We start from the raw sequence: 1298 nt of genomic DNA on the forward strand, positions 1-1298 counted from the left end.
ATAAAAATGGCAACTGAATACGCTTTGAGAATGGGAGACGGAAAACGTGTCTTCCTTACCAAAGAAAAAATCATGGCTGAGATCGAAGCCGGAACTGCTAATGCTGCCGACCTTGGTGAGATCTCTGCCCTGAGCGCCGATGAAATTGACAAGCTTGCAGAAATTCTTATGATGCCCGGTAAGGCTGTGAGTGTCGAACAGGGCATGGAAATTCCTGTAACGCACGACATCGGCACTATAAGACTTGACGGTGACCAGGGTAACAGTGGTGTCGGTATTCCTTCCAGCCGCCTGGTTGGCTGCATGATGCACGAGCGTGCTTTCGGTGCCGACACAATGGAACTCGGGCACATCGATTATAGTTTTAAGCCTGTAAAACCTGTCGTATCAAACGAGTGCCAGGCAATGGAAGTCTGCCAGCAGAACATGATCATCCCACTGTTTTACGGCGCAATGCCCAATATGGGATTGTATTATACCCCTGATGGACCTTTTGAGAATCCCGGCGACCTTATGAAAGCTTTCAAGATCCCCGAAGCCTGGGAATCAATGGAACACGCTGCCGAACACCTCACAAGAGACACAGTCTGGGTTATGCAGAAACTCTTTGCCTCCGGTGCTGACGGTGTTAATTTTGATACAACCGGCGCAGCAGGCGATGGGGATATGTACGGCACACTTCATGCAATCGAGGCTCTCAGAAAGGAGTTCCCTGACATGTACATTGAAGCAGGCATGGCAGGAGAATGTGTACTTGGTATGCACGGAAACCTTCAGTACGATGGCGTTACCCTTGCAGGGCTCTGGCCTCACCAGCAGGCTCCACTTATTGCAAAGGCAGGAGCAAACGTTTTCGGGCCAGTATGCAATACCAATACCAGCAAAACCTCAGCCTGGAACCTTGCTCGTGCAGTTACCTTCATGAAGGCAGCTGTCGAGGCGTCTCCAATTCCCTGTCACGTTGACATGGGCATGGGTGTTGGCGGAATTCCTATGCTCGAGACTCCTCCTATTGATGCGGTTACCAGAGCAAGCAAGGCAATGGTAGAAATTGCAGGCGTAGACGGCATATAGATCGGGGTCGGCGACCCATTGGGTATGCCGATCGCACACATAATGGCTTCAGGTATGACTGGAATAAGGGCTGCAGGAGACCTTGTTGCAAGGATGGAGTTCTCAAAGAATATGCGCATAGGCGAGGCAAAAGAATACGTGGCAAAGAAACTCGGGGTCGACAAGATGGACCTCGTAGACGAGCATGTTATGAGAGAGCTGCGTGAAGAACTCGATATCGGTGT

At 50.5% G+C, this 1298-nt stretch carries 1 pseudogene; it reads left to right on the forward strand.

Features of this window, described 5'->3' with window-relative positions:
• Positions 1 to 6: 6 nt before the first annotated feature.
• Positions 7 to 1298, forward strand: a pseudogene (mtbB, locus tag ASJ81_RS12760) ([dimethylamine--corrinoid protein] Co-methyltransferase); the annotation flags it as partial.

This window comes from Methanosarcina spelaei, assembly GCF_002287235.1.
In the GTDB taxonomy this organism is placed as follows: Archaea; Halobacteriota; Methanosarcinia; order Methanosarcinales; family Methanosarcinaceae; genus Methanosarcina; species Methanosarcina spelaei.